This window comes from Paraburkholderia graminis, from assembly GCF_003330785.1.
Taxonomy (GTDB): domain Bacteria; phylum Pseudomonadota; class Gammaproteobacteria; order Burkholderiales; family Burkholderiaceae; genus Paraburkholderia; species Paraburkholderia graminis.
The window spans coordinates 1284173-1307004 of record NZ_CP024935.1; the positions used below are offsets into that span (position 1 = coordinate 1284173).

Sequence of the window (22832 nt, forward strand, 5' to 3'; positions counted from 1 at the left end):
CATACCGGTAATGCATGCGATGCCAGCGCGGTTAAACTGCGGACTCCAGCGCCGCTTTTCCGCGATGCATTGCAATCACTATCACAACACTCAACGGAATTTGCGTCCCATGCGTGTACTACTGGTTGAAGACGACGACCTGATCGGCTGCGGGGTCGAAGCGGGTCTGCGTCAGGCGGGTTTCACGGTCGACTGGGCGCGCGACGGCCATAAAGCCGGCCTCGCGCTGGACACCACGAGCTACGCGCTCGTCGTACTCGATCTCGGCCTGCCGCGCGTGTCCGGCATGGATCTGCTCAAGCGAATCCGCGACGCCGGCAACGACGTGCCGGTGCTTGTGCTGACGGCACGCGGCACGGTGGTGGACCGCGTGAGCGGTCTCGAGGCCGGCGCGGACGATTACCTCGGCAAGCCCTTCGACCTCACGGAACTCACGGCCCGTTGCCGCGCCTTGCTTCGCCGCGCGCAAGGCCGCAGCGTCGAGCTGATCCGCTATGGCGATCTCACGGTGAACCCCGCGGCGCAAACGGCCCAGCTTGCCGGCACGCGGGTGCCGCTCACGTCGCGCGAATGGGCAATCCTGCTGCAATTGCTGACCAACCAGGGCATTCCGCAGTCGCGTTCGCGGCTCGAAGAAAGCCTGTATGGCTGGCAGCAGGAAATCGAAAGCAATGCAATCGAGGTGCACATCTCGAACCTTCGCAGAAAGCTTGGCGCAAAGCTCATACGAACCGTGCGCAATATCGGCTACGTTGTGGAGAAAGAGTAAATGAGCGCATCCATTCGCAGGCGGCTCATGCTGCTCGTGCTCGGCAGCATCGCGGCGGTCTGGGCGATTGCGCTTGCGTCGAGTTATCGTGAGGCCACGCACGAAGTCGGCGAATGGGAAGAAGCGCGCCTCGCGGAAGTCGCGCAGGTGCTCGCGCTTCTCGACCGGGCCAACCTCGCCACGCTTGCCAACGCGCACATCGACGTGCGCGAGGAAGAAAGAGGCGGCGCGACCAGTGCGAGCGAGAACGACGACGACGACTCGCTGCCGCGCGACGCGCTCTTTCAGGTGCGCACGCGCGACGGCGACGTGATTGCCGGCAGCCCTGCCCTGCGCGCGCTCGGTGCATGGGACCTGCCGCTGCCGGCGGTCACGGGCACGCAAGACGTCGTGCTGGACGGTCAGACGTATCACTCGTTCACGCTGCGCGGCACGGCGCTCGGCCACACGGTGCGCGTATTCGAGCAGGCCAATACGCGCAGCGATCTGGTCAGCGGAGTGGCGAGCCGTATCGCGCGCCCTGCCCTGATTGCGCTGCCGGTCCTCGCGTTGCTCGTGTGGTTCAGCATCGGCTGGAGCCTTGCGCCGCTGCGCGTGCTGTCGGATGCAATCCGCTCGCGACATATCAACCGCCTCGAGCCTGTCGAAATCGGCGACGCGCCGACCGAGGTGCGGCCGCTCGTCGACGCGCTCAATCTGCTGCTCTCGCGTCTGCACCATTCGCTTGAACGTGAACGCGCGTTTACCGCCGACGCCGCTCACGAACTGAAGACGCCGCTGGCCGCCATCAAGGTTCAGGCACAGGTTGCGCTCGCCGAGCCGGACCCGGCGCGGCAGCGACTCGCGATGGAGCGCGTCGTGCAAGGCGTGGATCGCAGCGCGCGGCTCGCCGAGCAATTGCTGCTGCTCGCACGTCTGGACATGCATGAAAAACTGTCGACGGCACCGCTCGCGCCTGGGTCGCTCGCGAAGGATGCCGTGCTGGCGAACGCCGGCAACCTGCAGCAAAAAAACATGCGCGCGATGCTCGACTGCGACATGCAGGCCGAAATCAATGCGGAGCCTGTGCTGATCGGTATCCTGTTCGACAATTTAGTGGACAACGCAATCAAGTACGGAAGCGAGGGCGGCAACATCGAAATTGCGGTCAAGCGCGCGACCGAGCCGCTCGATGATCGCGTTGTCGTGACCGTGCGCGACGACGGCCCCGGTGTGGCCTCGGCAGATGTCGCCCGTCTGACCAGCCGGTTCTTTCGCGCCACCGGCAACCAGGCGACCGGCAGCGGTCTTGGCCTCTCGATTGTCGCGCGCATTGCCGAACACTTTGGCGCGACCGTGCGCTTCGGGCCCGGCTTTGAGAGCCGCGGACTCGCCGTCGAAGTATCGTTCCCCGCCTCTGGCGCCGCGCCTGACGAGCGACTGAAGCCCGCGGCTTAGCGGCGGTTGGTATCGCAGGCGACGCGGGTATCGGGCACGCGCAGAAGTACGGAGCTACTTTCCGCTACTAGATGCCAGGCATCATCTGATACGGCTCGGTGTGATCTTCCACACGCTTGACGCCGGGTATGTTCTGCGCCGCGACGCGAACGGCATCCACGGCGTCGGCCGACTGGAAAACGCCCCATAGATGCACGACGCCGTCTGTCACCACGATATTGCGGCCGGCAAAGCCCCATCTGCGCCCCGCCAGTTCAACCATGAGGACCGCACGGATTTCGGCGTCCGAGAGCGTGGCGTCCGACACCGGTTCATCGGGCACGCTCGCGAGCGCCTGGACGAGATTGGCACGACTCACGATGCCGACCACCTGTCCCCGTTCCGTCACAGGCACGCGTTTGATGTGCCGTGCTTCGAGAATGCCCGCAACTTCGCCAAGCGGCGTGTCAGGCTGCACGGTCACCACATCGGTCGTCATCACATCGCTCACCTTGGCCGCATGCGTCTTGACGTAATCGCGCGCCTCATGCCTCGCGGACCAGAAATCGAGCCACGACGCGCGCCTGGTCTCGTCGGTTCCGATCTCGCTGCGGCGAAGCAGATCGCCTTCGCTGATGATGCCGACGATGCTGCCGTCCGTATCCAGCACTGGCGCGCCGCTGATGCCGTTATCGACAAACATCTTGGCGACCTGACGAATGGTCATGTCGGGCGTGGCCGAGACAACGGTGTGGGTCATGACATCGGATGCGCGCATGGTAAGCCTCCTGAAGGTTGGGCGTTGAATCGAGGGGCAACGCGGCAAACCCCTGTGCTATTCAAGGTTAGGCGTGTGCGGCACCGTTCTGTTTGACGTGGATCATGTCGGCGAGGCTCGAATGCCGGCTGACGCTCGAACGAGCCTTTACGCCACTTCGATGATGACCTTCAACGCATGCGATCGGGCTGCATCGCCGAACGTCTCGTAGGCTTTCAGTACATCGTCGAGCTTGAAGCGATGCGTGATCAGGCTCGCGGCGCTGAGCCGGCCGGCGCGCACGGTCTTCAGCAGCATCGGCGTACTGACCGTATCGACGAGACGCGTCGTGATCGAGATGTTGCGATCCCACAGCGATTCCAGATGCAGATCCGCCTTTACGCCATGCACGCCCACATTGGCGATGACGCCGCCAGGCGCCACCAGCGCCTGGCATAGCTCGAAAGTCTCGGGCACACCCACGGCCTCGATCACGCAATCCGCGCCCGTTCCGGCGGTGAGCTTCATGAGCTTTGCCACCGGATCGTCGACGCCGCTATCGACGCACGCCGTCGCCCCGAAGCGCGACGCCACCTCCAGACGGTAAGGGTCGCGGTCGATCATCACTATCTGCGCCGGCGAATAGAACTGCGCGGTAAGCAGCGACGCGAGCCCGATCGGCCCCGCGCCGACAATCGCCACCGTGCTTCCCGGTTCAACCTTGCCGTTGAGAACACCGCATTCAAAGCCGGTCGGCAGGATGTCGGAAAGCATCACTAGCGCCTCTTCATCCGCACCTTGGGGAATGCGGTACAGGCTTGTTTCGGCGTGAGGAATGCGCACGTATTCCGCTTGCGTGCCGTCGATCCTGTTGCCAAGAATCCATCCGCCCGTCGCGCAGTGCGAGTACATTCCGCGCCGGCAGTAGTCGCACTTGCCACACGACGAAATGCACGAGATAAGCACCGGGTCGCCCTCTTTCAGCGTGCTGACGGCAGCGCCAACCTGATAGACGATTCCAACTCCTTCATGGCCGAGAATGCGCCCCGGCTCGCAGGTGGGGACATCGCCCTTCAGGATATGCAGGTCGGTGCCGCAGATCGTCGTGCGTGTCACCTTGACGATGGCGTCGGTGGGCGACGCGAGTTGCGGCATCGGCCGCTCGTCGAGTGATTTTTGCCCGGCGCCGTGATAAACCAGTGCTTTCACAAGATGACTCCAATGATCAAAGAGACGAGCGGCTAGTTCAGATCAAAGCGGCGCCTCGCGCTTTGCGTCAGTGGGCTCGCGAACCAGCAGAACGGGGCACGTCGCATGGCGGACGAAACGCTCGGCAACGCTGCCGATCACCATGCGCCGCAATCCGCGCCGTCCGTGAGTGCCCATCACGACAAGGTCCGCGCCGCTCCACTGAACGAAGCGCAGCAACGTGCCGGCGATGTCTTCGGCGATGCCCCGCGTTTCCACGATCTCCGTGTCGCCCACGACGTCCATCTCGCGCATCTGTTTCTGTGCGCCATCGAGCAGCGTGGTTCCGACCTGCCGCGCGGCGCCGCTCAGAAGATGCGGATCGCAGGCGCCTGCGTACGTGAACGCGGCCGACTGATCGAGCACGTAGACGACCGTCAACCTGCCGCGCGAGAGCTTCGTCAACTGAATCGCTTCGCTCAGCGCGCGCTTGGCTGCGTCGCTGCCGTCGAGTGCCACCACGATGTGTGCGTACATGTTTGCCTCCGCCCGATCTGCACGTTTCCGTCGACCGTTGCGGCAGCGAAAGCCACCTGGAGCAGCGAGTCGATGAGAGAATCATGAGCGCGTATCCGCATCTGACGATTGACCTGCGTCAACGAGGTCGCAGCGCCGCGCACGGTGCACATCGTTTGATTTAGTGCAACGCTCACGACGAAACGATTGCCAACGGCTGGCGCGAAGGCGTGCCCGCCTATGGGCTCGTCAAAACGGGCATTGGCATATTGAATGTATTGATGATGAGGAGACAGCGTCAGAGCAGGGTCTGGCCGCTGGTGGTGGCGATGCTTGGGGGCAATGCTCGGAGCGCCGCTGACGTCAGCAAGCGGCCGCTACGCAGCCAGGCGATCACGAGTTGCCGTCGCGTGCGGAATTGAGTAGCCACACGAAGCACGCAACGCCACCGACTACACCGGCAACGCCATAACGAAAAAATGACGGCTCGTCGAACAGCAAGCCGCGGATCGACACCCCTATGCCCCCGAGCGCCACAAAAACGGCGATTGCCGAAAATAAGATCCTGCCGTCCGAGCTAGTCATGATGTCCTCCAACGCGATGATTAAAGTCGTAACGACATCATCGGTCAGAAGACGTGGGCGCTCTTGATCGAGGTCAAGCGTAAGAGCCGCGAAGGTGCGACGCATTGCGCCCTGTCTTCAACGGCTGCAAATTAACGGCTAAATCCAGGCGGATTCCCGCTCACAGAAATCCGCCGCGCCGCTTCAGAACGAATGGCGCATGCCAATACGCACATCAGCCTGCGTGCTGGTCGACGACGGCGTGAAGCTATAGCCGATCACCGCATTCACACCATCCGATGCGCGCAGATAATCGCCCGAGATGTACACGTCCGTGCGTTTCGACAACAGGTAGTGAAGCCCGAGCGAGCCCTGATTCCAGTGGTTTCCTTCGAATCGCGTGTGCTGATAGCCGCCGTAGAGCATCAACGCCGGCGTGAACGTATACGAAGCGCCGCCTTCATAAACCTGCATATGCGAGGTCTGACCAAGGCCCTTGATCGTCGTGTAAGTGAAGTTGCCGCTCAGCATCACATTGCCGATCGTATAAGCGGCGCCGACTGCAAACGCGCCCTGCCTGTCGACCGGAAATGAAGTCGAGCTATACAAATCTGTAACCGCGCCGGTTGCAGGATCGACGGAAACGGTCGGCCTGCCGAGGAAAGTATGCGTGCCGATCATCGCGTACGGATCGAATGCATAGATGCCGAACGGGTTGTTCAACTGCGTATAAGCGGCGCCCATGTTGAACGGACCGTGCTCATAGCGTGCGCCCACGCTCCACGCACTTTTCTGATGGAAGTCGCCGGCCGTGTTGCCGAACGAGTACATGCCGCCGAAAGAAAAGCCGGATATATCGGCGGAGAGAAATTTGATCGAGTTAGGCAGCCGGTCGCCGTTCATCCGGTCGAAGTCGCCCTGGTGGATCGCGTAACCGCTTGCCCACGCGGATATGTTGTACAGGTACGCGAATTCTTCGGTCATGTCGAGCTGGTTACCAAACGACAAGGTGCCCCAGTTGTTCTTCAGACCGACATACGCCTGGCGTCCGAACTCAGCGCCACCGAATCCAAGTTGTCCATTGCCTACGTGGAAACCCGACTCGAGTACGAATACCGCCTGCAAGCCGCCGCCGAGATCTTCGACGCCCTTGAAGCCGATCCGGTTGCCATACGAAATGCCGTCGTCGAACTTCACCTGGTGGGAACCACCGGCGTTGTTCACGTACGTAATGCCGGCGTCCAGAATGCCATACAGCGTGACGCTGCTTTGTGCATGGACAGCCGTTGGCGCACATACCGCACTTGCTGCAATAGCGAGTCCCGAAAGACTGACGGCATTTCTCTTCTTCATCTAATTCTCCCCTGCTCTATGCCTGCGCAATTCGTTGGATAAAGCGATCCCTGCCGCGCGGCTTTCAGGCGTGCGGCATTTCTCGCATGACGGGCAGTTCGAAACCGGTTGAGACCGGTCGATAAGACCTGGCTGCTATTTGTTGAGCATTAAAATTCCGCCAGGCCGGCATCGACGAGTCAAGAATACGGGTCCAGATTTACGGCGAATCGATTGGATGCGACATGAATCTGTCGCCTCGCGACCTGGCGATTGCAATGGCCTTTGTTATTTCACACCGAGCGCCGTTTGCACGGCTTGCAACCCATTGGCGCCGTTCGCGGTGCTCACGCCGTCGAGCCACGATTTGAGCAGATCGGGATGACGCTTGAGTGCTTCGGTTGCGGCCACATCGACACTGGTTTTCTTTTCCAGTACTTCAGTAATCACGCCATTTTCCAAATCGACGTTAAACGTAAGCTGCCTGAAAAGACGGCCGACATTCGGACACTGCTCCGCATAGCCGCTGCGCGCAACGGTGTTCACGGTGGCGCCGCCGTAGTTCGGGCCGAAGTACTTGTCGCCTCCGTCCAGATACGACAGTTTGAACTTCGTATTCATCACATGCGGCTCCCACGCAAGAAAGACGATCCACTTCTTCTCGCGCACGGCCCGCTCCACTTGCGTGAGCATGCCCGTCTCACTCGATTCCACGACCTTCCAGCTATCGAGTCCGAACGCCTTGTCATCCACCATTTTCTTGATGTTCTGGTTGGCCGGCGCGCCCGGTTCAATGCCGTATATCTTGCTGTCGAACTTGTCGGCATTCTTCGCGAGATCCGCGAACGAGTGGACGCCGGCTGCCGCCACATAGTCGGGCACGGCAAGCGTGAACTTCGCATTGCTCAGGTTCGGATGCACGACCACGATCGACTTTTCTTCTTCGAAGGGTTTGACGACCGGCGCCTGCGCGGGCATCCAGTTGCCGAGGAATACGTCGATTTGCCCTTTTTTCAGGCCCTGATACGTAATCGGCACCGACAGGTTCGCGACCTTCTGCTTATAGCCGAGCGCCTTCAGCACGACGCCGGTCATCGCATTCGTTGCGTCGATGTCGGTCCATCCCGGCCCCGCCATGTTGACCTGCATGCACGATTGCGGCTCGGCGGCCGACGCAAAGCTCGCCGCCGCGCATAGCAGCGCAACGCCGGACATGGCCTGTTTGAATAGCTTGTTCATCATCGCGGCTTCCTGTGGGTGGGTGAATCGTTAGCGTGGAGCGTCGGGCGTAGCGGTGCAAGACAAGAGAGACAACTCAGTGCGCGACTGCGGGAAAACGCGCCATCGCCTCCAGCGTATCGAGGTCGATGTGGTTGCGCATATAGCGCTGGCTTGCATCGACGAGCGGTTGCCAGTCCCATGAAGCAACGGTGCCTTGCGTGGTCGCGGCGAAATGAAAGCGGCGGCGACGCTGGCTTTGCAGCACGTCCTGATGCAGCGCGCCAAGATTCCAGCGTGCGGCAATCTCTTTGCGGAATGCTTCGACCTGAGCGGCGTACTCCGCGTTGAATGCGAGATTCGTGCGCTCCAGCGGATCGGCCTGCACGTCGTAGAGTTGATCAGGATCGGCCGGCGTGTGAATGAACTTGAAGCGCCCGCGCCGAAGCATCACGATCGGTGCGATCGCACCTTCGGCAAGGTACTCGCCGATCGCTTCATCATGACCGCCCCGCTCTCCCCGAAGATGCGGCATGAGACTATGTCCGTCGAGCGAATCGGGCCACGCCGCGGGTGGTTCGCCACGCGCGAGTTCGACAAGCGTGGGCAGCAGATCGAGATGCGATACCGAAGCGCTCACACGATGCGCGTCGAATTGCTGCGGCGCATGCACGATCAGCGGCACGCGGCAACCACCTTCGAAGAACGTCATCTTGTACCAGAGTCCGCGCTCGCCGAGCATTTCGCCGTGGTCGGAAGTGACGACAATGATCGTATCGTTCGCGAGCCCGGCCTCTTCCAATGCTTCGAGAATCGCGCCGAACTGATCGTCGACATAGGAAATCGCGCCGTAATACGCACGCCGTGCGTTGCGGATCTGCTGCCCGGTCGGCGGCGTGCGATCGGTTTCGCAAACGTGACGCAAGCGCTTCGAATGCGGATCGGCTTCGTCGAATGAATCGCGGTGCGTGGGCATGTCGATCTCTTCGTCCTGGTACATGTCCCAGTACTTCTGCGGAATGGCATACGGATCGTGTGGATGCGTCAGCGAGGCGACCATGCAGAACGGCCGTGCATCTTTACCCGCATGACGTTCGCGCGCAATGTCGAAGAGCTTCTGGCGCGTGGTGAACGTCACTTCGTCGTCGAAATCGAGCTGGTTGGTGCGCACGCAAGGGCCGGCGTCGATCACGGAACTCATGTTGTGATACCACGTAGGGCGCGCTTCGAAGTCGTCCCAGTTCGGTGTCCAGCCAAAGTCGGCGGGATAAATGTCGGTAGTGAGGCGCTCTTCGAAACCATGCAACTGATCGGCGCCGCAGAAATGCATCTTGCCGGAGAGAATCGTGCGATAGCCTTCCGCGCGCAGATAATGCGCGAATGTCAGCGTTTGCGACGGAAATTCTGCTGCGTTGTCGTAAGCGCCAATTGCCGACGGCAGCTTGCCGGAGAGAAACGAGAAACGCGACGGCGCGCATAACGGGCTCGCGCAGTACGCGGAATCGAAAACCACGCCCTGCTTTGCCAGACGATCGAGGTTGAGTGTTCGGGTGAGCGGGTGGCCGTACGCGGCAAGCGCGAACGGAGTCATCTGGTCGGCCATCAGAATAAGAATATTCTTTTTGCTGTCAAGCATTGGAGCGCGCCTCGAATAAAATCATGAATGTCAGTGCAAGTACCTGTGCCGGTGCATCTGCAACAACAGCCGCATTTGAGCGGTGCTCTTGGAGCGCGTGCGGCATCAACATCACTATTGCCGTTCAATTCGGCGCTGTGAAGACGGCAATTCGTTATGTGCCTATAAGGGGGCGTTATGTCGAGGCAGGATCGCTTGCCGCCAATGCAGGCATTGACGATGTTCGAATCCGCCGCGCGTCTCGCGAGCTTTACGGCGGCCGCGCGCGAGTTGGGCTCCACGCAGCCGGCAGTAAGCCAGCGCATCGTGCAACTGGAAGAGACGCTGGGTGCGCCGCTTTTCGAGCGCGGTCATCGTGGCGTGCGGCTCACGGAAGACGGCGAGCGCCTTTTTGAAGCGGTGCATCATGCGCTCGACACGATCCGCGTTGCCACCGCCCAAATCCGCGCGCGCCGCACGCCGCAAACGCTTACGCTATCCACCGACTTCGGCTTCGCAACCTATTGGCTCATGCCGCGGCTTTCGCAATTCAAGGCGCTCATGCCCGATGTCGATGTCAAGATCATTACGTCGCAAAGCGTATTCGATCCATCGCACGATCAGGCCGATGTGGCGATTGCATTCGGCGACGAACATGCGGACTGGAATGCACGCAGCGTGGTCAAACTTTTTCCCGAGCGTGTGACGCCGGTGTGCAGTCCGGCGTTTTTCGCGGCGCATCCGCCGCTCACGTCGCCCTCCGAACTGCTCGCGCTGCCGCTGCTTCATCTTGAACCCACGCAGCCGGCGCGCTGGCTGTCATGGGCCGACTGGTTCGCGGCGCATGGTCTTGTCGCGCCTGCCGCGCATCGCGGCATCACGTTCAACAGCTTCACGCTCGTCGCCCATGCGGCGATCATGGGCCAGGGCGTGGCACTCGGCTGGGCGCCGCTCATCGACGAATTGCTTGCAACGGGGCAGCTCGTCGAACTGTTCGATGCGCCGGTTGTCACCGAGCGCGGCTATATGCTGGTCACGCAACGCGCGGCCACGCCGGCGGTCGACGCTTTCCGCCAATGGCTGCTCGGCGAATGCGGGCTCGACGCGGAATGAGGCTCTGACGCTCCCGTTCCATTGCCACGGCGATTCGCTTCTATCCGCCGCGCGCACGGATTTGCTCTACTGCGACGATGCATGCCGCGTCCGCGGCATGAGCCTATCGTCTATGTGGAGAGCGCATGTCCGCCGATTCCCGTCCAGATCAACTGGTTCTCACCGTTGCGTGTCCGAGCGCCGCAGGCCAGGTTGCCGCCGTTGTCGGCTTTCTCGACCGGCATCATTGTTATATCGACGAACTCACCGTTTTCGACGACGATCTCAGCGAACGCTTCTTCGTGCGCTGCGTCTTTCACGGCGTGAACAGCAACGAGACGCTGAATATCTCGGCGCTCAAACGCGAATTCGAGTCCATTGCCGAGCGCTTTCATATGAAGTGGGCGATGCATGATGTCGGCACGCGACCCAAGGTTCTGATCATGGTGTCGAAGCTCGAGCACTGTCTTGCCGACCTGCTGTTCCGCTGGAGAATGGGCGAACTGAAAATGGACATTGTCGGTATCGGCTCGAATCATCGCGATTTCGAACCGCTCGCGCAGCAACACGGATTGCCGTTTCATCATCTGCCTATTACGGCGGATACCAAGCCGCAACAGGAAGCGCGTCTGCTGGATCTGTTCGAGACTTCCGGCGCCGAACTGATGATTCTTGCGCGCTATATGCAGATTCTTTCGGGCGAGACGAGCCGTGCGCTCGCCGGGCGCGCGATCAACATTCACCACTCGTTTTTACCTGGGTTCAAAGGCGCGAAGCCGTATCACCAGGCGCATGCGCGCGGCGTCAAACTGATCGGCGCGACGGCGCACTTCGTGACCGACGATCTCGACGAAGGTCCGATCATCGAACAAGTGGTCGAACGTGTCGATCATTCGTATAGTCCGGATCGACTTCTTGCCACCGGCCGCGACGTCGAGTGCATTACGCTTGCTCGCGCAGTGAAAGCGTTTATCGAGCGGCGCGTGTTTATCAATGGCGATAGAACGGTCGTTCTGCAATAACATTGCAGCACAAAAAAACGCCGCTTCTGGAAAAGAAGCGGCGTTTCGTCGTATCGCTTAACCGGCAATAGAGTGGATTACTTCACCCAGCTATCCACCCGATCGCTATGCGCGCCGATCCACGCATCGGCTGCGGCGGTCGGCTTCTCGCCGTTTTGCGTCGCGAGCATCACGCTGTCGATCTCGCCCGGCTTCCACTGGAACTTCTTCAGGAACGCAACCACCTGCGGCGCCTTCTTTTCCAGTTCCGGATTCACGACGCTATCGACGTGCTCCGCTTCGCCGAATACCTTCTTCGGATCTTCGAGGAATTTCAGCTTGTACTTCGCGAACATCCAGTGCGGTTTCCAGCCGGTCACGATGATCGGCTTGCTCGCCGCTTCCGAACGCGCGAGTTCCGCGGTCATTGCGCTGCCCGAGCTGGGCATCAGCTTGTAATCGAGTCCATACGCCTTGATGGCCTCGCTGGTTTTTTGCATCACGCCCGCACCGGCGTCGATACCGACGATACGCGAGCCGAATTCCGCTTTCTTCGCTTCCAGATCGCCGACCGTTTTCACGTCGAGATTATCCGGCACGATCAGACCGATCTTCGCGTCGTTAAAGTTCGGCCCGAGGTCGACCACCTTCTCCTTGAAGTTGTTCCAGTACGCGCCATGCGTGACCGGCAGCCACGCGGACAGCGTCGCGTCGAGATCGCCGCGCGCCACGCCTTGCCACATCACGCCGGCCGCGACCGGCACGAGTTGAACCTGATAGCCGAGACGTTTCTCGATCACGCGTGCAGCGACGTTGGACGTCGCCACGCTGTCGTCCCAGCCTTCCACGTAGCCGATTTTGATGGTCGGCTTCGTATCCGCCGAAACGCTCACGCTGCTTGCCGCCAGCGCCGCGCTCAGGGTGCTCAACACCAATATCTTTCTGATCAGTCTCATCGCCGTTCTCCCGTTCACTTCCACAAACAACCCAATGAGCATTTAGAATCGCCAGCCAGAATTGCCCAGTAACGTTGTTTTGCGACACGCAGTTGTCCGCATGCGACCTGGTTAATGGGCTTGCCCGGCCACTGGCGGCAACTGCTTTTCCTGGCGCGTGCGCCAGTCACTTTTCGACGACGAGATCGGTGAGCGGCTTGCTGCAGCACAGCAGCACCATGCCCAGATCGATTTCGCGCTGACGAATGCCGCCCGCGTGCTTCATCGCGACTTCGCCGGATACGAGTTTTACCTTGCAGGTTCCGCACATACCCTGGGTACACGATGCGGGCAGGCGCACGCCCGCTTTTTTTGCAGCGTCCAATACATGTTGGCCGCTGCCGCATTCGATCTCGCGATTGCTCTTCGTGAAGCTCACCTTATAGCGCGTTTCGATTTCGGTTCCGATTTCCGGCGCCGCGGGAGCCGGCTCGAAAGCCGGCGCCTCTTGCCGCGCTTCTGCAAAGCTCTCCACAGCAACCGCTTCAGGCGCGGTTTGCAATACATCGCCGACGTGAGCGGTCGTCAATTGCGCGGCGATCTCGCTGACCGTTTCGAACGAAAAGCTCTCTTCATGATAATGACGGCGATCGAAGCCGCCTTCCTCCAGAAGATTACGTACCGCCTGCATATATGGCGCGGGGCCGCAGGTAAAGATCTCGCGTTCCAGAAAATCAGGCGCGATCAGCTTGAGCAGCGGTAAGGTCAAAAAGCCCGTCACGCCAGGCCAATTCGTGCGCGCGCCTAAGCGTTCGCACACAAACGCGGTGCGAAAATGCGCGTGATTCGACGCAATCAGATCGAGTTCGCGCGCGAAGATGATGTCGTCCGGCGTGCGAGCGCTGTGCACAAACACAATGTCGCTGTCCTCGCCGAGTTCGTGATGCGCGCGGCTCATCGACATCAACGGCGTAATGCCGGAACCCGCCGACAGAAACAGGAATTTGCGCGCGGGATGGCGGGCGCACGTGAATTCGCCGGCCGGCCCAAGCACGCGAACCTCGCCGCCCACTTGCAGATTGTCGTGTAGCCAGTTCGACACCTTGCCGCCCGGCACGCGCTTCACCGTAATGGAGATGGTGTGTGGCCGCGTCGGCGGCGACGAAATCGTATAGCAGCGGTTAATCGATTCGCCGTCTATATCGAGTTCGAGCGTGATGAACTGCCCAGGCTCGAACACGAACGCCCGTTCATTCGGCGCGCGGAAGAAAAAGCTCTTCACGTCATGCGTTTCCTGACGGACGTGGCAGCACACCAGCGTGTCGTCGACGTCGCTGTTCCAGCGCGCCGGCAGCGCGTCCCAGAAGCGCGGCTGTGTAACACGGCTTGCACGGCTTGTTGCAGGGTCTGTGGCCGGCTCACCGCCTGGCTGAAACGCCGCCTGATCGCGCATCATTGTTTTCTCCCGCTCCTGGTTGCGCTCGGCGCTCAGCGCACGAAGGACACGACGTTCTCGCCATGCGCAAGCGGCGTGGCATCGTGGGTTTGCGGTGCATTGCTGTAATCCGCGATGCGGCCGATATACCACTCGCAGAACTTCTCGACGAGACCTTCGGTGAACGGCGAATAAGGACCCGGCTCGTACGCGCTGCTCGATGCGCCGCGCTGCGAGTATTCGACGAGCGCACGGTCCTGATCGTTGGTCGCGCGCCAAACGGCCGTGAGGTTGTTCACGTCATAGTCGATGCCTTCGCGTGCGTCCTTGTGCACGAGCCATTTCGTGCGCACGAGCGTCTTGCCCGCCGAAAGCGGAATCACGGAAAAGCTCACAATATGATCGCTCATGAAGTGATGCCACGAATTAGGCTGCGTCCAGAAAGAAAGCCCGCCGAGATCGGCCTGCTCGAAGCCGCCCAGCAGTTTCTTCGACGCCACTTTTGCGTCGAGCGTCTGCGATTCGCCGTCGCGATCGAGCGGCAGGCGCTGCGTGCGAAAACCAGTCACGAGATCCGCGAGCCGTTCAATTTCCGCCGACGGCAGTTTCATCGCTTCCCATTGCGCGGTGCGCCGTGCAACGGTCTCTTCGAATGCGGCCATGCCTTCTTCGTTGGCCGGCGAGCGTTGATAGCCGAAGCCATATTCGTAAAGCGAAATGGTGAGCTCGGGATGGTTCGCGACGCAGTGATAGCACTCGCGATTGTTCTCCATCGTCAACTTCCAGTTGCCTTCCTCGATAATGTCGATCGAGGCGGCGATTTTGCAGCCGGCCAGTTCGTGCGGCAGCAGATACGGCTCCATTGCAGCGCGCATCACCGAAAAGTCCGCGGGCGGATTCTCCGCGAGGCAGATGAAGATGAGTCCCGCGAGGTTCTCGACATGAACCTTCTTCAGGCTGTGCTTGCAACGGTCGAACTGGTCGCCCATATGCTCGGCGAACATCAGGTCGCCGTTCAGGTTGTACGTCCAGCTGTGATACGGGCACACAATGTTGCCAAGCGAGCCCTTGTCGGTATTGCACAGGCGCGAGCCGCGATGACGGCATACGTTATGAAACGCCCTCACCTGCATGTCGTCGTCGCGAACGATCAGAATTGAATCGTGACCGATCTCCACCGTGATGTAGTCGCCCGGTTCGGGCACGTCCGGCTCGACTGCGACCTGAATCCAGTGCTGGCGAAAGATCGCTTCCATGTCGAGCGCGAAGATGTCCTCGCTCGTATAGAACGGCGCTTCCAGCGTGTGATTCTTTTTGCGGCGTTCGATCATTGCGCGAACGTCTGCGGAAACTTTCATTGTGTGCTCCGTTGCGTGTCACGTCTGGCGCCGCGCCAGGCCCTCCTGGCCGCTGGTTCGCCTGAACCGGAAATCAGTAATCCACGAGTTGATGCTCGCGCAAATACGCGAGAATCACTTGTGCTTTTTCGACGGAACTCCCTTCAATTACGACGCTTCCGCCGCGGCTTTCCGTCGTGGTTGCCGAAAGCATGCGGGCATGGCCGGAACGCTTTTCAGCGGCGGCCAGGCGCACGGGTTTGGCGGTTGCGGGGCGGATCGTCCAGGCGGGTTCTGTGGTGGCATTGCTCGCGGCTGTTCCCGCGCCTGCCGTACTCGCAACCGGACGAATCGTGCCTTCGCGCAGTCGTGCGTATGCATACGTCGGCGTTGCGTTCGCCATCGGATGCACCGCGATCAGCGCAGGCAATTGAACTTCGACACGTCGACGCAAACCCTTCGGCATGAATTGCCGCACCTGCGCGCAACCGTCGTTCAACGTCACGTCGACGGCCGCACCGACGAGCGGAATATTCAGCGCATTGGCCACGCGATACGGCAGCATGCCGCTGTCGAATGCGCCTTCTGCGCGCGTACCGGTCAGCACCAGATCGTAGCCTTGCAGGCGCGCGGCGAGCGGCGCGGAAGCATCCGCTTGCGCGTCGTCCCCAACTGCGGGAACCGCAAGCACTTCCACCGAGCGCGCGCCGAGCGCCAGATACTCCTGCAACGCGGGATTCGCTGCGTCGCCTGCATGCAGTACATCGAGCGTGGCGTTGTGCTGTTTCACCAGCGACAACGCGAGCGTGAGTGCGGCTGCGTCGTTGCGGCTGTAACGCGCAACGCCGCTTACCGGATGCCGGCCCACCGAAACGAGTACGGCGATTTTCATGCGAGCGCTCCTTCCGCAACGGCCTTCGAATTGAGTAACGCCGCGCCGGTGCCGCGCGCCGAACGCGCTGCAGCCGCGGCATCGTTGAGCGCCGCAATCGTTTCCTGCGCGTCCGCGATCACGGTCAGATTCGCGCGCTTGGCAATCGGCGCGCTGGCGTCGAGATTCACGGCGATCACATGACGGCAATCCTTGATGCCTTGCAAATGCTGCACGGCGCCCGAGATGCCGAAAGCGATATACACGCTCGCTTCGACCGTCTTGCCCGTTGCGCCGATCTGCTTGTCGCGCGTGAACTTGCCGTCGTCGACGGCCACGCGGCTCGCGCCTATCGCCGCGCCCAGCGTGGCCGCGAGACGCTCGAACGCAGGCACGTCGCTCACGCCGTTGCCCGCGGACACGATGAAATCCGCCTCTTCCAATGCGAGTTGCGCCGCGTCCATTTCCTCGATGCCGAGATCGCGCACCATGACTTTCGCGCTGGCCGGCTCGCCATCGAAGCGCCACACCACTCGCTCGCCCGCGCCGACGAACGGCAACTTCGGATCGACCGCATTCGCTGCGAGCAGAACCACTTCGGGCAACGCGCGCGAAGCCAACGCGGTATTCGCATGCACATACGCGGCCACGTGCGAGGCGTCGATTTCGACCACATGCGTCGCGACGCTCGCATTCGCCGCGGCTGCATAGCGGCGGCCAAGATCGCCGTCGCCGGTCGCGTTGTCGGGCAGGAACACATGCACGGGCGCATACGCCGCGACGCACGCCGCAAGCGCATTCAGTTCATTGACGGGCGCGAACTTGCGTCTATCGAACATGGGCAATTCGATTAGCTTGTCGGCGCCGAGCGCCGCAGCGTCGCCGGTGAACTCGCCGAATACCAGCAGCACGATTTCCGTCGATGCATCTGCAACCAACGCGGCGGCGGCGAGTGTCTGGCGCGCATGCTCGTCAAGCGCACCGCGGTCCGCGTGCGCCGCGACCAGCATCGTGTGCGAAGGCGCCGCTGTCGTGCGGCGCGGCTTCGGCTGTTCGCGATGTGCGCCGCTCGCGGCCGTGAAATCCAGCGCACCGGCCACACCGATAACGCCCAACGTAATGCGCCGAAGTCCGTCAGCCGTGATCGTGAACGGCCGGCGCGGATCGATTCGTTTGATTGTGTTCATCGCGTTACTCCAGCGCCGCTGCAACCAGTTCGGCGACGTCCAGCACTTCGGGACGCGGACCGACCACGCCTTCGAGCATCGCCGTGCAATTCGGGCAACCCACGGCGACGATGTTTGCGCCGATGCCGCGTGCGTCGTCGATACGAATGTCGGGAATGCGCCGCTTGCCCGGAATGTCCGTCAACGGTGCGCCGCCGCCGCCACCGCAGCAACGTCCACGCATGCCGTTGCGCTCCATTTCGACGACCTTGATGCCGATACTCTTCAACACGCGGCGCGGCGCTTCCGTTTCGCCGTTGTAGCGGCCGAGATAACACGGATCGTGATACGTGATCTTGCTATCCGCGTACGCGGCCGCGGCACGCGGCGACAGCTTGCCGCTCGCGATGAGTTCGTCGATCAGCGCCGTGTGATGCTGGACCTCGTAAAAGCCGCCCAACGCGCGATATTCGTTGCGCAGGCTGTGCAGCACGTGAGGGTCTGCGGTCACGATCTTGCCGAACGAATACTGCGAAAGCGTGCCGATCAATTTGCTCGCGAGTTGCTGGAAGGTGGCTTCGTCGCCGAGACGCCGGGCTGTATCGCCCGTATCCGTTTCCACTCCACCGAGCACCGCATAGTCGATGCCCGCGCGGTTCAGCACCTTGACGAGCGCGCGCAGAGTGCGTTGATAGCGCATGTCGAACGCGCCTTCTCCGGCGATCAAGAGCACATCCACGCGACGTCCCGGCTGCGCGACCTGCACCTGAAGATCGACGGCCCAGTCGTAACGCGCGCCGATGTCGTAACCATTCGCGCTGCCGGTCTCACGCAGATTCGCGAGCGTGATCGGACCTTTGCCGGGCACCGTGCCTTCGACAAGCGTCTGATTGCGGCGCATGTCCACGATTGCGTCGACATGCTCGATCAGCATCGGGCACTCCTGCACGCAAGCGCGGCAGGTCGTGCATGACCACAGCGTTTCCGCTTCGATGAGACTGGAAATCAAGGGCTTTTGTGGTGCGCCGCCGTGCTTGCCGACCGGAATGCCGGGCGTCGGGCTGCCCGCGTATTCCGCGTCCGTTCCACCGACCATGCCCGTGACCAGGTCCTGAATCAGCTTCTTCGGATTAAGCGGCTGGCCGGCGGCGAATGCGGGGCATGCCGCTTCGCACTTGCCGCACTGCACGCACGCATCGAAACTGAGCAACTGGTTCCAGCGAAATTCAACCGGCTTGCCCACGCCATATTCTTTCGCGTCGAGCATCGGCACTTTCAATGCGGTGGGCGGCACGACATCGTTCGAGTTACGCTCGGCAAAGCGCTCCTGACGCGGATGAAAAGCCAGATGCAAAAGACCCGCGAGCGCATGTTTCATCGGACCGCCACGCGCGGCGCCGAACGTCATCGTGAAGGCGCCCACCGCGATCAGCAGCGCGACGATGATGGCGAGCGCGCCCGACATCGCCGAGGCCGGCAGCGCGACGAACAGCACGAGGCCGAGCGCGAACGAGCCGAGCAGCAGCGGCAAGTGATCCCACGGTCCACGCGAAAGCCGCGCGGGCACCGCCTTCGCACCATGACGGCGGCGCCACACGAACACGGCGCCGACCAGCATCACGAGCGCGGCCAGAAAGATCAGCTTGTCGAGCCACGGCGAGTAGATCGCGAGACCGTAGTTGACGAACACGAGCGCCATTGCGAGGATCGCACCGCCCGCGGTCGCCACGTGCGTCTTTGCAATGTACGGATCGCGCGCGACCACATGATGCAGATCGACGAAGTAGCGCTTCGGAATGGACAGCAAATTGGCCCAGCCGTACGCGCCCGCCGCCGTCGCGCGGCCCTCGCGCCAATACGCGGCGCGCTTCGCGAGCGCGAACGCCAGACCCGCCATCGACAACCACAACAGCACGGTGATGACAGACACGGGGCTCATCGTCAGAAATCCTTGCAAAGGCGCAGCGCGTCGTAAATCGCGCCGTGAATGTTGTGCATGGAGATGCAGTCGCCGACGCGGAACAGCAGAAAGCGGCCATTGCCGAGTTCTTCGGAAAGCGACGGCTGCGGCTCCGATGCGAAGAGCTTATGCACGTCCACCTGGCCGCGATTCACCGACTCGGGCTTGAGCTTCCAGTACAACTCGTCGTTCGGCGTACTGCCGTTTTCGATCACCACCTGATCGACCGCGCGCTCTTCCTGCTCCTCGGTGTACTCGTTGCGAAGCACGGCGATCTTCTTGCCGTCTTCTTCGTACACTTTGTCGAGCCAGTAATTCGGCGTGTGAACCACGCCTTGCGCATAGAGACGGCGATAGAAAATCGGGAACGTGGTGCCGCCTACGTCGTCGGCGACTTTGACGTCGGGCGTGACGATCTCGACATTCGAGCCGCGGCTCGAGATGAAATCGGCGACGCCCGCGCCGGCATGCGTGCTGACGCCGTCATACACGAGTACATTCTTGCCCGGCTCGACCTTGCCCGACAGCACGTCCCACGAACTGACCGCGAGACCTTCGTCGACACCCCATGCCGCGACTTGCGATGTGAACGACGAACCGCCCGTAGCCAGCACGATGATGTCCGGCTTCTCGGCCATGATGGTCTTTTCGTCGGCGGCAACACCGAGACGGCGGTCCACGCCAAGACGTTTCGTCTCCATGTCGAACCAGCGGACGATGCCCGCCATCTGCTCGCGCTGCGGCGCCTTGGCCGCGAGCATGATCTGGCCGCCCACGTAGTCGTTCTTTTCGAACAGCACGACGTCATGACCACGCGACTTCGCGACGCGAGCGGCTTCGAGTCCGGCAGGACCGGCGCCGACCACGACGACCTTGCGCTTCGGCCCGCTCGTGCGCGTAATCACATGCGGCATCGTCGCTTCACGCGAGGTCGCCGCGTTCTGCACGCACAGCACGTCGAGCCCGTTGTACTGGCGGTCGATGCAATAGTTCGCGCCGACGCATTGCTTGATCTCGTCTTCGCGGCCATCGCGAATCTTGATGACCATATGCGGGTCGGCAATTTGCGCGCGCGTCATGCCGACGAGATCGACCATGCCGCTTGCGAGCAAACGCTCGGCCTGGCCTGCGTCGCGAATACTTTGCGCGTGCATGACCGGAATCTTGACGACCGACTTGATGCCGGCCGCGAGATGCACGAACGGCTCGGGCGGCAGCGCCATCGGCGGCATGCAGTTCGCGAGCGTGTTGTGCGTGTCCGCGCCCGAACCGATCACGCCGAGATAATCGATCAGGCCGCTTTCGCTCATGGCCTGCGCGATCTCTTTCAACTGCTCGTGATCGAGCCCGTCTTCATGAAACTCGTCGCCGCACATGCGCAAGCCGACGCAGAAATCGGGGCCCACTGCTTCGCGGACCGCCTTCAGCACTTCGACGCCGAAACGCAGGCGGTTTTCGAGCGAGCCGCCCCATTCGTCAGTACGGAAATTGGTTCGCGGGCTCCAGAACTGATCGATCAGATGCTGGTGCGCCGCCGAGATTTCGACACCGTCCATGCCCGCGTCTTTCACACGCTTAGCGGCCGCGGCGAAGTCGGTGATAATGCGGCGAATCTCTTCCACTTCGATGATCTTCGCGTTGCCGCGATGTACCGGCTCGCGCACGCCCGACGGCGACATCAGATGCGGCCAGTGCTCGCCGTGAAATGCCGAGCGACGGCCCATATGCGTGGCCTGGATCATGATCTTCGCGCCGTGCGCATGCATGGCTTCGGCGAGGCGCGACAACGGATCGATGATCTTGTCGGTCGAAAGATTCACCGACTTCCACCAGCCTTGCGGACTGTCGATCGACACCGGGCTCGAACCGCCGCACACGGCGAGGCCGACACCACCCTTGGCCTTTTCTTCGTAGTAGCGGATATAACGGTCGCCAGGCAGGCCGCCCGGCTCCGCATACACCTCCGCATGCGCAGTGCTCACGATGCGATTGCGCAAGGTCAGCTTGTTCAGCGTGAGAGGCTTGAAAAGGTTCGGGTAACGCATCGCGATCGACCTCGGAATGATATGGCGGGTAGTGCTGTGCCGTACGCGTTATGCGGCGAGCGGCGAGACTTCGAATACGCAATGCTCGTGGCCTTCCGCTGCGCAGCGCGCTTCGCGCGATTGCGAAGGCGGTCCCTTGCGCGACGAATCGGGCGCGGTGTCGTTGACCCAATCCATTGCGCCCGCGAACCAGCCGGCGAACATGTAGCAGAGCTTGCCGACCTTTCCCGGCTGCGCGAGCACGAACGACGAATGATGCAGTTCGATACGCGCATGCGAAGTTGACGGGTCCGCTTCGGTAATCGAGAAGATGCCCCAGCCGCGCTGCGAAAGCCGCTTCAGGTAATGCTCGAATACGGCCATGCCGGCAATGCCGTGTTGTTTCGCTTCCTTGTCGCACCAGAAGTACGCGGACTTGTAGCCGGCCTTGTAGAGAATCTCCGCATACGTGTCGATGCCGAGCGCTTCTTCCACCGCGGTGTGATTGTTCGTGAAGAAATGGCGCGGCACGTAGAGCATCGGCAGCGCGTCGGTGGTCCAGACGCCGGTGTTCGGATCGACGTCGATAGGCAGTTGGGGTTGCATGTGGGACTCCGCTTTTTATAGGGTTATTTCGTTGATTGAATGAGGCGGAAGATCAGACCTTCCACACTTCGCCGAATACCCGCACCCAGTTCTCGCCCATGATCTTCTTGATGCGCGTTTCGCTCCAGCCGGCACGTTCCATCGCGGCGGTCAGATTCGGAAACTCGCCGATCGTACGAATGCCTTCCGGATTCACGACCTTGCCAAAGTTAGTCAACTGACGATAGCGGCCCTTGTCGTGCGTGATCCAGTCGAAGAACTCAGTGCTGTAGCCTTGCGTGAAGTCCGTGCCGATGCCGACCTGATCCTCGCCGATCAGATTCACTACGTATTCGATCGCTTCGATATAGTCTTCGACGGTCGCGTCGGCACCGCGCTTCAGAAACGGTGCGAACATCGTCACGCCGACAAAACCGCCTGCATCTGCAATCTCTTTGAGTTGCTCGTCGCTCTTGTTGCGCGGATGCTCTTTCAATCCCGACGGGCAGCAATGCGAATAGCACACCGGCTTTTTAGAAGCCGCAATCGCTTCCGAAGAAGTCTTGCCGCCCACATGCGAGAGATCGACCATGATGCCGACGCGGTTCATCTCCTGAATCACTTCGCGGCCATAGCCCGAGAGGCCGCCGTCGCGTTCATAGCAACCGGTGCCGACGAGGTTCTGCGTGTTGTAGCAAAGCTGGACCACGTTCACGCCGAGATCCTTGAATGTCTCGATATAGCCGAGGTTGTCTTCGAATGCGTGCGCGTTCTGGAAGCCAAAAATAATGCCGGTCTTGTTCTCTTTCTTCGCGCGGAAGATGTCGTCGGTCGTGCGCACGAGCGTCAGGATCTCGCCGTATTCGCGGATCTGCTGCTTCATCTCGGCGATGTTGTCGACCGTCTTCTGAAAGCTCTCCCACACCGACACCGTGCAGTTCACCGCGGTCACGCCGCCCTTGCGCATATCTTCGAACACCGAGCGCTCGAACTTCGAAATGTTCAAACCGTCGATGATGATGCTGTTTTCGTGCAGATTGCTCATCGTTTG

General features: G+C 61.3%; 20 protein-coding genes. 4 read left to right on the forward strand and 16 right to left on the reverse strand.

Going from position 1 to position 22832, the window contains the following annotated elements:
- The first annotated feature begins 109 nt into the window (after positions 1–109).
- Both CUJ91_RS23940 and CUJ91_RS23945 read left to right on the forward strand, forming a co-directional pair.
- Complete coding sequence (locus tag CUJ91_RS23940; protein WP_053860654.1) at positions 110–769, forward strand: response regulator; 660 nt, start codon at positions 110–112, stop codon at positions 767–769.
- Positions 770–2206: an ATP-binding protein gene (locus CUJ91_RS23945; protein ID WP_114157324.1), complete on the forward strand. Its 1437-nt coding sequence runs from the start codon at positions 770–772 to the stop codon at positions 2204–2206.
- A gap of 67 nt (positions 2207–2273) precedes the next feature.
- Here the strand turns inward: CUJ91_RS23945 and CUJ91_RS23950 are convergent, their stop codons facing one another.
- From CUJ91_RS23950 to betC, 7 genes are all read right to left on the reverse strand, one after another.
- On the reverse strand, positions 2274–2963 hold the full coding sequence (locus CUJ91_RS23950; protein ID WP_114157325.1) for a CBS domain-containing protein: 690 nt from the start codon (positions 2961–2963) through the stop codon (positions 2274–2276).
- A 147-nt stretch (positions 2964–3110) separates the two neighbouring features.
- Positions 3111–4151 carry a zinc-dependent alcohol dehydrogenase family protein gene (locus CUJ91_RS23955; RefSeq protein WP_114157326.1) on the reverse strand — a complete coding sequence of 347 codons (1041 nt, stop codon included), beginning with the start codon at positions 4149–4151 and terminating at the stop codon, positions 3111–3113.
- Positions 4152–4193: 42 nt separating this feature from the next.
- Positions 4194–4667 carry a universal stress protein gene (locus CUJ91_RS23960; RefSeq protein WP_053860651.1) on the reverse strand — a complete coding sequence of 158 codons (474 nt, stop codon included), beginning with the start codon at positions 4665–4667 and terminating at the stop codon, positions 4194–4196.
- A 372-nt stretch (positions 4668–5039) separates the two neighbouring features.
- On the reverse strand, positions 5040–5336 hold the full coding sequence (locus CUJ91_RS35215) for a DUF2964 family protein (RefSeq protein WP_310400423.1): 297 nt from the start codon (positions 5334–5336) through the stop codon (positions 5040–5042).
- Positions 5337–5414: 78 nt separating this feature from the next.
- Positions 5415–6563 carry a porin gene (locus tag CUJ91_RS23970; RefSeq protein ID WP_029971725.1) on the reverse strand — a complete coding sequence of 383 codons (1149 nt, stop codon included), beginning with the start codon at positions 6561–6563 and terminating at the stop codon, positions 5415–5417.
- 267 nt (positions 6564–6830) lie between these two features.
- Positions 6831–7784, reverse strand: a complete 954-nt coding sequence (locus tag CUJ91_RS23975) for a choline ABC transporter substrate-binding protein (protein WP_006052159.1) — start codon at positions 7782–7784, stop codon at positions 6831–6833.
- A 73-nt stretch (positions 7785–7857) separates the two neighbouring features.
- Positions 7858–9396 (reverse strand): choline-sulfatase, encoded by a 1539-nt coding sequence (gene betC / locus CUJ91_RS23980; RefSeq protein ID WP_114157327.1) that lies wholly within the window; start codon positions 9394–9396, stop codon positions 7858–7860.
- A gap of 177 nt (positions 9397–9573) precedes the next feature.
- Here betC and CUJ91_RS23985 point away from each other — a divergent pair, with 177 nt between their 5' ends.
- The gene (locus CUJ91_RS23985) at positions 9574–10488 is read left to right on the forward strand and encodes a choline sulfate utilization transcriptional regulator (RefSeq protein WP_114157328.1); all 915 of its coding nucleotides are present in this window, start codon (positions 9574–9576) and stop codon (positions 10486–10488) included.
- Between the two features lie 125 nt (positions 10489–10613).
- Positions 10614–11489: a formyltetrahydrofolate deformylase gene (purU, locus tag CUJ91_RS23990; RefSeq protein WP_107710888.1), complete on the forward strand. Its 876-nt coding sequence runs from the start codon at positions 10614–10616 to the stop codon at positions 11487–11489.
- A 77-nt stretch (positions 11490–11566) separates the two neighbouring features.
- Here the strand turns inward: purU and CUJ91_RS23995 are convergent, their stop codons facing one another.
- From CUJ91_RS23995 to CUJ91_RS24035, 9 genes are all read right to left on the reverse strand, one after another.
- Positions 11567–12424 (reverse strand): glycine betaine ABC transporter substrate-binding protein, encoded by an 858-nt coding sequence (locus CUJ91_RS23995; protein ID WP_006052163.1) that lies wholly within the window; start codon positions 12422–12424, stop codon positions 11567–11569.
- A gap of 166 nt (positions 12425–12590) precedes the next feature.
- A complete protein-coding gene (locus tag CUJ91_RS24000; RefSeq protein ID WP_114157329.1) occupies positions 12591–13859 on the reverse strand; it encodes an FAD-binding oxidoreductase in 1269 nt (422 codons plus the stop codon).
- A gap of 32 nt (positions 13860–13891) precedes the next feature.
- Positions 13892–15196 (reverse strand): aromatic ring-hydroxylating oxygenase subunit alpha, encoded by a 1305-nt coding sequence (locus CUJ91_RS24005; protein WP_029971734.1) that lies wholly within the window; start codon positions 15194–15196, stop codon positions 13892–13894.
- A 73-nt stretch (positions 15197–15269) separates the two neighbouring features.
- Complete coding sequence (locus CUJ91_RS24010) at positions 15270–16067, reverse strand: electron transfer flavoprotein subunit beta/FixA family protein (RefSeq protein WP_114157330.1); 798 nt, start codon at positions 16065–16067, stop codon at positions 15270–15272.
- Entirely contained in the window at positions 16064–17233 is a 1170-nt protein-coding gene (locus tag CUJ91_RS24015; protein ID WP_114157331.1) for an electron transfer flavoprotein subunit alpha/FixB family protein, read from the reverse strand. Before CUJ91_RS24015 ends, CUJ91_RS24010 begins: the two co-directional genes overlap by 4 nt.
- A gap of 4 nt (positions 17234–17237) precedes the next feature.
- Positions 17238–19151: a (Fe-S)-binding protein gene (locus CUJ91_RS24020; RefSeq protein ID WP_029971738.1), complete on the reverse strand. Its 1914-nt coding sequence runs from the start codon at positions 19149–19151 to the stop codon at positions 17238–17240.
- A 2-nt stretch (positions 19152–19153) separates the two neighbouring features.
- On the reverse strand, positions 19154–21217 hold the full coding sequence (locus tag CUJ91_RS24025; protein ID WP_006052169.1) for an NADH:flavin oxidoreductase: 2064 nt from the start codon (positions 21215–21217) through the stop codon (positions 19154–19156).
- Positions 21218–21265: 48 nt separating this feature from the next.
- Positions 21266–21802 (reverse strand): DUF5943 domain-containing protein, encoded by a 537-nt coding sequence (locus tag CUJ91_RS24030; RefSeq protein WP_006052170.1) that lies wholly within the window; start codon positions 21800–21802, stop codon positions 21266–21268.
- Between the two features lie 52 nt (positions 21803–21854).
- The gene (locus CUJ91_RS24035; RefSeq protein ID WP_114157332.1) at positions 21855–22826 is read right to left on the reverse strand and encodes a dipeptidase; all 972 of its coding nucleotides are present in this window, start codon (positions 22824–22826) and stop codon (positions 21855–21857) included.
- Positions 22827–22832: the final 6 nt, after the last annotated feature.

Bases quoted from the DNA above. Each gene is read 5' to 3' on its own strand.
- CUJ91_RS23950 (WP_114157325.1), bottom strand. From the start codon at position 2,963: ATGCGCGCATCCGATGTCATGACCCACACCGTTGTCTCGGCCACGCCC.
- CUJ91_RS24030 (WP_006052170.1), bottom strand. From the start codon at position 21,802: ATGCAACCCCAACTGCCTATCGACGTCGATCCGAACACCGGCGTCTGG.
- CUJ91_RS35215 (WP_310400423.1), bottom strand. From the start codon at position 5,336: ATGCGTCGCACCTTCGCGGCTCTTACGCTTGACCTCGATCAAGAGCGC.
- CUJ91_RS23970 (WP_029971725.1), bottom strand. From the start codon at position 6,563: ATGAAGAAGAGAAATGCCGTCAGTCTTTCGGGACTCGCTATTGCAGCA.
- CUJ91_RS23945 (WP_114157324.1), top strand. From the start codon at position 770: ATGAGCGCATCCATTCGCAGGCGGCTCATGCTGCTCGTGCTCGGCAGC.
- CUJ91_RS24000 (WP_114157329.1), bottom strand. From the start codon at position 13,859: ATGATGCGCGATCAGGCGGCGTTTCAGCCAGGCGGTGAGCCGGCCACA.
- CUJ91_RS24020 (WP_029971738.1), bottom strand. From the start codon at position 19,151: ATGAGCCCCGTGTCTGTCATCACCGTGCTGTTGTGGTTGTCGATGGCG.
- betC (WP_114157327.1), bottom strand. From the start codon at position 9,396: ATGCTTGACAGCAAAAAGAATATTCTTATTCTGATGGCCGACCAGATG.
- CUJ91_RS23995 (WP_006052163.1), bottom strand. From the start codon at position 12,424: ATGAGACTGATCAGAAAGATATTGGTGTTGAGCACCCTGAGCGCGGCG.
- CUJ91_RS23940 (WP_053860654.1), top strand. From the start codon at position 110: ATGCGTGTACTACTGGTTGAAGACGACGACCTGATCGGCTGCGGGGTC.
- CUJ91_RS24035 (WP_114157332.1), bottom strand. From the start codon at position 22,826: ATGAGCAATCTGCACGAAAACAGCATCATCATCGACGGTTTGAACATT.
- CUJ91_RS24015 (WP_114157331.1), bottom strand. From the start codon at position 17,233: ATGAACACAATCAAACGAATCGATCCGCGCCGGCCGTTCACGATCACG.
- CUJ91_RS24005 (WP_029971734.1), bottom strand. From the start codon at position 15,196: ATGAAAGTTTCCGCAGACGTTCGCGCAATGATCGAACGCCGCAAAAAG.
- purU (WP_107710888.1), top strand. From the start codon at position 10,614: ATGTCCGCCGATTCCCGTCCAGATCAACTGGTTCTCACCGTTGCGTGT.
- CUJ91_RS24025 (WP_006052169.1), bottom strand. From the start codon at position 21,217: ATGCGTTACCCGAACCTTTTCAAGCCTCTCACGCTGAACAAGCTGACC.
- CUJ91_RS23975 (WP_006052159.1), bottom strand. From the start codon at position 7,784: ATGATGAACAAGCTATTCAAACAGGCCATGTCCGGCGTTGCGCTGCTA.
- CUJ91_RS24010 (WP_114157330.1), bottom strand. From the start codon at position 16,067: ATGAAAATCGCCGTACTCGTTTCGGTGGGCCGGCATCCGGTAAGCGGC.
- CUJ91_RS23960 (WP_053860651.1), bottom strand. From the start codon at position 4,667: ATGTACGCACACATCGTGGTGGCACTCGACGGCAGCGACGCAGCCAAG.
- CUJ91_RS23985 (WP_114157328.1), top strand. From the start codon at position 9,574: ATGTCGAGGCAGGATCGCTTGCCGCCAATGCAGGCATTGACGATGTTC.